The sequence below is a fragment of the Arthrobacter sp. Hiyo1 genome (assembly GCF_001263615.2).
GTDB lineage: Bacteria > Actinomycetota > Actinomycetes > Actinomycetales > Micrococcaceae > Arthrobacter.
Window position 1 is genome coordinate 518,449 of record NZ_DF952468.1, and the last position, 7,106, is coordinate 525,554.

General features: G+C 60.1%; 5 protein-coding genes. All 5 read right to left on the reverse strand.

Annotated features, from left to right (window positions below; all coding sequences use genetic code 11):
• Positions 1 to 32: 32 nt before the first annotated feature.
• Positions 33 to 1,037, reverse strand: coding sequence for a HesA/MoeB/ThiF family protein (locus AHiyo1_RS02355; RefSeq protein WP_172465471.1), 1,005 nt, complete (start codon positions 1,035 to 1,037; stop codon positions 33 to 35).
• A 101-nt stretch (positions 1,038 to 1,138) separates the two neighbouring features.
• Positions 1,139 to 3,547: an FtsX-like permease family protein gene (locus tag AHiyo1_RS02360; protein WP_059387496.1), complete on the reverse strand. Its 2,409-nt coding sequence runs from the start codon at positions 3,545 to 3,547 to the stop codon at positions 1,139 to 1,141.
• Between the two features lie 31 nt (positions 3,548 to 3,578).
• Positions 3,579 to 4,361 carry an ABC transporter ATP-binding protein gene (locus AHiyo1_RS02365; RefSeq protein ID WP_059387497.1) on the reverse strand — a complete coding sequence of 261 codons (783 nt, stop codon included), beginning with the start codon at positions 4,359 to 4,361 and terminating at the stop codon, positions 3,579 to 3,581.
• Positions 4,358 to 5,365 carry a lysophospholipid acyltransferase family protein gene (locus AHiyo1_RS02370; protein ID WP_148667390.1) on the reverse strand — a complete coding sequence of 336 codons (1,008 nt, stop codon included), beginning with the start codon at positions 5,363 to 5,365 and terminating at the stop codon, positions 4,358 to 4,360. The genes AHiyo1_RS02365 and AHiyo1_RS02370 overlap by 4 nt, the downstream gene beginning before the upstream one ends.
• A gap of 399 nt (positions 5,366 to 5,764) precedes the next feature.
• Positions 5,765 to 7,106 (reverse strand): aminopeptidase P family protein (locus AHiyo1_RS02375; RefSeq protein ID WP_059387499.1); only part of this gene is annotated, 1,342 nt, incomplete at its 5' end.

Consider the following 7,106-nt stretch of genomic DNA (forward strand, 5'->3'; position numbering starts at 1 on the left):
CCGGAAATGGTGAGGATCAGGCGAAGCAGTAGTTATTGCGGGGCCTCACAGCTGCAATCTGGAAGGCGTGCGAGCTTCCGGACGCGCCAGTCCAAGGTGAATAGGTCGAGTTCCCGTACCTGCCCAGACAAGGCAAGCGGCAACCCGAGCAGGATCTTCATAGCCTCCCACGCCGCCAGATTCGCCACCAAGCCCGAAATAGCTGCGATGCTCCCCCCGCTCCTCGTTCGTCCTTTGAGCGGGAGGAAGTCGGCGCGGTTGTGATCATTCATGGTCTGTGAACGGATGCACTGCCAGCACACTGTCTGACCGGGGATGATGCTGGTGCCGGGCACGCCCAGGTTCCCGCCATACGCCCCACCAACGATGTGGGGAACGCGCGCTTCCGTCGCGGCTTCAGCGATGATATCTGAGAGGACGACGACGTCCGGCTCATCGGCGCATCCGACCACCAGGCTGGCATCCCTTAACGCCGATTCGAGATCTGCTGCGGCTACCACTCGGCGACGGTTCGCCGTGACCTGAAGGTTCTCGTCGATCGACGTGAACCGTTCGGCGGCGACGTCCACCTTAGCCAAGCCCAGGTCGCCAGGCTGAAATAGGATCTGCCGGTTCAAATTTGTGAGTTCTACAATGTCCGGATCGAAAATCTCAATTCTGCCGATGCCTGCCGCGACGAGGGATTGCAGTAGCCAGGTCCCGGTTCCGCCGACTCCAACGACCACCACTTTTGAAGTGCGGAGTTTCTCCTGCAGTTGAGTTGGCGAGTTAGTAAGGGAAAACGTGGATGCGAACTCCTGGAACAGCCTCTCTTGACGTTCGAACTTGTTTGCGCTCGGGTGCTCCGGCTGCGGGTACGTATCAAAGAGGCGCTCAGTTTCCATGATGGCCAGGACGTTTTCAAGCGATTTGCAACTGAACCCGGCACTTCCCTCGAGGATTGATTCGATCCTTTCGATGGAATTCGACCCGTCAAGCAAGGGGATCAACTCGATCACAAACGGGGATACGTCGAATTCAAGGACCCTGAGTTCCATGGTGCAAATGAACTGCATTCGACAATCGCGGTTGAATACGAGCACGCTGTCCCGCAGTCTCAACGGGCGGCAGCCCATCTTCGCTCCTCCTCTATCGGCCATCACTCGGCCCTCAGGGCCGCTGCGGGCTCTATTCGAGCCGCCCTGCGGCTCGGTCCTATCGCCGCCAAGCACAATGCAGTCAAGGTGACAATTGCGATTCCACTGAATGCCAGGACGGAAACAGTCGTGCTCAGCGTCACTCCGAGTGCCCCGGCGACAAGCCGGGTTAGTACCCACCCAGCCAACTGACCAACGAGAAGTCCCGAAGCAAGCGCCGCAATTCCGATCAAGATCGCGTCAACCGCAACGAGCCTCGTTATGTCGCCCCGGGTGGCACCAATCGCGCGCAACATCCCGAACTCTTTCTCCCGACGAGCGACGCCGACTGAGAACAGGCCGGCCGCGCCGACTGCGCCGAGACTGAGCGCAAGCACAACGATGCCGAAGGCGGCTCCGGCGTAGGAGCCGAGCTCTGATTCTGCGCGCTCTTTCATTTTTGCGGCCGTGATCACCGAGACGCCAGGGATGTCGGCAACTGAATCAGCGATCGTGTCCCGGAGCGCTGTGACGTCGACACCCGGCCTCGCTTCTACATTCCAGCCGTTGGATCCGGTAATTCCGAGCTCGGCTGCCGCGTCGCGACTCATCACCACCTGATTCCCTGTTGCCAAGGACGCATACGTCCCGACGATGCGAAGCGAGAGGGTCTTGCCTGCCCGACTTAATCTGACGTAGTCGCCCAAGGAAATATCGCGGCTGGCGGCGAGAGCTTCAGGAATGATGACCGCGCCTCCCTTTTCCAGGGCGGCTGGTGCAGATCCGTCACTTCCGTGGCGCCATGGAAGCTGAGCAGTGGCGAAGTAGCTCTTTGGATCGACAGCAAGGATTGCAACCTGGCTCGTGGTGCCTTGGAACTGCAATGCCGCGTGATCCCAAACTGTGTCCGAAACCCGGTTGATCATTTGAATTGACGCCAGACGTTCGTCTAATTTCTCAACGATGGGCGTCGTGGACGATATTTGAATGTCGGCCCCGAATTGACGGCCAATCTGGTCCATCATGGCGCTCCGTACGGAGCCGACCCCGATGACAAGGGCCGCACCCAGGCAGACGACAATCCCCATGATGGCCGTCGTGGAGTCGAGCGATGCGTGTCTGCGCAGGCGCTGAGCCGCAGCCTTCCCTGTCCATCCTGCGAAGATCTGTAGCCTGGTGCATGCGATGAGAATTGACGGAGCGAGGAAGCCCGCGGCGGCCAGCGATAGGACGAAGCCAACGAGCTTGACGACGAGCGAGTCGAACCAGTAGCTGCCTGCTCCGAATATGAGGAGCATGATGCTGAGGGCGACGCGGAATCTGTTTGAAGACCTGCGCTCTGCGCCTTCAGGCGAGATAGCCGTAAGAGGGGCCTGGCGCAGCACGTTCATGATGGCCCGGGCCGCCCCGGCGCAGCCCGCGGCGACCCCGCTCAGGATGGCAAGCAGAACTTGCCAAAGTTCGACCGCCACGGTGGCTGGAGGTATGTTCCCCATCGACGATAGCCCTTGGTTGAGGATCCAGCTGACACCAAACCCGAGCCCAAGCCCGACCATCGAGCACGCGAACGCGAGCATCAGTGCCTCATAAAGGACGGCGGCCGCCAGCCAGGAACCGCGCGCGCCGACAGCGCGCATGACACCATAAGTCAGCCGGCGGGCATTCACGACTGACTGGAAGGCCGTCGCCGATAGGAGGATCGAGATGCCCAGTACGGTGCCGGAGGCGATCATCAAGATGAGTGAAACAACCGCGATGAGGGGACCGAGGGTCGAATTGAAGGCAGAAGTGTCTTGTACTTTGAACTGAGGAGGCAGGCTGGACGAATACTCGCTCTGCCAGCGTTCAGCGGAGTTCCCGGCCGACAGCTGGATGTCAACCCTTGATACTTGGCCCTGCTCGTTGAATATCGTCTGGGCGTAGGACAAATCGACAAAAATGTTGTCGTACGCCAACGGACCAAGAACCTTGCCATTGAACACCCCTACGACGCGCAGCTGCGTGGTAGCGTCGCTCGACGCGACCACCAGGGAATCGCCTATGTCCACCCCTAAGCGCGAAGCCACATCAGACGGAACCAGTGCCTCAGGGTTGTTTACGGTAGGGAGCCCGCCCCGAAGCTCAAGCCTCATGAGTTGAAGCTCAGTGTTGAACGTCGTGGGGTAACCCGTAACCGTCAGCGGGCGGCCTGTTCCAACGGTTCCCGCAGGCCGGACGCTCGAATTCCGTGCCAGAGTCGGGATCGGCGTCGCAACGCCAGGGAGATCCGCCACGGCCTTGACTGCGCTCTCCGGGACTGTGGTTCCGGGAATAGCAGGCACGACCGCGACGTCGCCTATGCCTGACAGCGAGCCGGCTCCTTGCGACAGCTGGTCGTTGATGCTCTTCGATGTGAGCAGGGTGCCGAAAATGAGCGCAACGCCGAAGACCAATGCAACCGCTGCGACTCCATATCGGGGAAAATCAAAGCGAAGTTGCCGCAAACCACGAGCGAACGCGCTCATCATGGTGAGAATCCCCCTCCCGATCTGGTTCATTGAGGGTCAGGTCAAGCTGATCAACGATCTTCCCGTCCCGCAGGGCGATGATCCGGTCGGCGTAACTCGCAGCATATGGATCATGGGTGACCATCAGCCCGGTCGTGCGACGACCGTCTCCGATCGCGTCGCGAATCAGACGGAGAACAATATCCCTATTCCCGGAGTCGAGGCTTCCTGTCGGCTCATCGGCTAGGACGACGCTAGGAGCCCCGAATACCGCTCGAGCTACGGCGACCCGCTGACGTTGCCCGCCTGACAATTGATCGGGAAACCTCTCGGCATATTCAAACAACCCGAGCTGATCGAGCAGCACCAGAGCATCTGATCGCCAACGAAAGCCTCTTTGACCGGAAACAATCGATGACAACCCGACGTTCTCCACCACCGTCATGCTTGGAACAAGATGAAATGCCTGGAAAATGAATCCAATATTCTCCCGCCGGAAGATTGTCTTCTGTTTTTCATCCATCTCGGAGACCCGGAGTCCTGCTACGTCTATACACCCTGCAGTCGGCGAATCGATTCCACCGACCAATTGGAGCAGGGTTGACTTACCGGATCCAGATGGGCCAATGACGGCAACAAGTTCACCCGGCTGGATCTCGAGTTCATCAATGTCTAGTGCAGCTTTCTCGTTTCCGGCACCGTCGTCATAGTGGCGACGAACGCCTTTAAGGGAAATGGCGGGAAGAGGGGCGACGGTCATGACTCGATAGCCCAGACCTGGGGGAGCATCCGGTCAAATTCGAACCACATTTCCCATTCTCCGACGTCGCCGGCGAGAAGCTCTGACTCAATGACATCCCAAACGGCCAGCAGGGAGCGGCGGCGTTCACCGGGAGATACCGGCGGTGGTATCGCAGGGTGGTATTTGAGTCGAAAGCGGCCGTCGCCGACGGCCCTGAGCGTGAGTGGGACCATAGGGGCGCCGGAAACATGGCTCAGGACAACCGGACCGGTGGGAACCATGATGGTTGTCCCTAAGAAGGGAATTCGGGCATGGTGCTCATCCACTCCACGAGGGTCCAGTTCAGGGAACATGGAGAAGATCCTGCCCTCACGCAGGGCGGTCAGGCCAGAGCGCATCGCCGATGTGCTCCCGAGCCGGATCCCACGGAAGTCTAAATCAGGAAAGGACGCTGCGCGGATCTCGTCAAAATTCATCCGGTTGTAGAGCGTCGTCGTCGGCATTTCATAAGCGAGCATGGGAATGGCAGCATATGAGGGTCCGAGATGGAGCGGGAGAGCGATTACCCCTCGGCCACTGGACGCCGCCTCGTGAAGGTGGCGGGGCCCATCGACAGCCACAACGTCCCGAAACAGCGTCTCAGTGTCCTTCATCCACAGATTGATGAAGGTCGATTCAAACTGCAGCTTCGGTCCGTACCCAGCAAAGCTCCTGGCGTGCAATTCCTTGTCGAAGCCATCAAGCCCAGGGACTGCATTCATGAAATCCAGGGCCCGGGCCTTCAAGACGTCGAAATTATCTACGTCTGGTTGGTTTGCCCGGTAGATGGGTCGATCGAGGGCGTCGAGCACCTTCATAAGGTTCCACGCGCCAACTGGCCCCGCAGCATGAATAGCCTCATAGAAATTCTTGTGCTTTGGAAAGTCGAAAATATTGAACAGTGGCAAGCGCACGCTGCCCCCCAAATTCAGTGTTGTTCGTATCCTTGCTATCTCACTTGGCTCGTTGGTGGCGAAGCACAAGCGTCGCCACCAACGAACCGAGCGCTAAATCAGGTGCACATGCACCCGCTGCTACAGGCCAGGGTGGCTCCCGCCTCCAGCACATCTTCTGAGACCATCTCCATTGTGTTCACCTCCTCCTTTTGACCGATTCGAAGATAGAGAAATACCACTTTGTGGTATGGCAACGGCACCAAACGGGGGGATCGTCTATCGGTGCTGCGCCTAGGAGGAGGGTACAAGTGCCTCGGGGCGTCTCCGTGTGGATTTCGTCAATCTCAGTGGTCAAAACGGCAAATCTCAGTGTAAAAAACCCGAAATTAAGTGGACGGAAGCCGGCGTCTACGTGTTTTAACGAAAGAGGAGGGCTACCGGATCATCAAAATCCGGTAGCCCTCCTCGTGCGTTTTGCCTCGGTGGTTAAGCTTCGGCGTCCTGGTAGATGCCCGCCATCCAGGATTCGACGTCGTCGGCCTTGCGGGGGAGGGCGGCGCTGAGATTGACGGGACCGTCTGCCGTCATCAGGATGTCGTCCTCGATCCGGACGCCGATTCCACGGTATTCCTCGGGAATGGCGAGGTCCTCTGCCTTGAAGTAGAGCCCGGGTTCGATGGTGAACACCATGCCCTCGGTGAGTACGCCGTCCAGGTAGAGATCACGCTTGGCCTGGGCACAGTCGTGGACGTCCAGGCCAAGGTGGTGGCTGGTACCGTGCGGCATCCAGCGGCGGTGCTGCTGGCCTTCGGTGCTGATGGCTTCCTCCACGGAGACCGGCAGCAGGCCCCACTCGGCAAGGCGCTCGGCGAGGACCGTCGTGGCGGCGGTGTGGATGTCGCGGAACTTCACGCCCGGCTGGGCCGCGGCGAATCCGGCGTCGGCGGCGTCAAGGACGGCTTCATAGACCTTGCGCTGGACGTCCGAGAACTTTCCGTTAGCCGGAATGGTACGCGTGACGTCGGCGGTGTAGAGCGAATCTGCCTCCACACCGGCGTCGAGCAGCACGAGTTCCCCTGCGTTGACCTTGCCCGTGTTCCGGGTCCAGTGCAGCACCGTGGCGTTGTTTCCGGCGGCCGCGATGGTGTCGTAGCCGAGCTCGTTCCCTTCCTCACGGGCGCGCGCGAAGAAAGCGCCTTCGATGACGCGTTCGCCGCGGTGGTGGGTCATGGCGCGGGGGAGGGCTCGGACGACGTCGGCGAAACCCTCCACGGTCGCGGCCACGGCGATCTTCATCTGCTCGATTTCCCAAGCATCCTTGAGTAAACGCAACTCGGAGAGCGCCTCGCTGAGCAGTTCGTCCAGTGCATCGAGTTCCCCGAGGTCCAGGTTCTCCGGATCCTTGGCGGTGTTGTAGCGGGCCGTGTCCACGAGGGCATCAATGTTCTCGTCGACTTTGCGGACCAAGCGGATGGAGATGCCGCCGATTTCCGGGGCACCGACGTTCTTGGTGATGGCCATCTCGAGTTCGTCGAGGTGCGCCGTCCTGAGTCCGAGGCGCGCTTCGAATTCTTCGAGCGTGGGACGCGCGCCGATCCAGAACTCACCGGAACGCGAGTCGGCGTAGAACTGTTCCGTGTCCCGGCCGGCCAGCGGACGGAAGTAGAGCGTCGCGAGGTGGTTGCCGCCGTCGTCGCCGGTTCCTTCCTCGACAGGTTCCAGGACCAGCACGGCATCGGGCTCGTGGTCCAGGCCCAAGCCCGTGAGGTGGGCGAAGCCGGAGTGGGGGCGGAAGCGGTAGTCGCAATCGTTCGAGCGGACCTTGAGC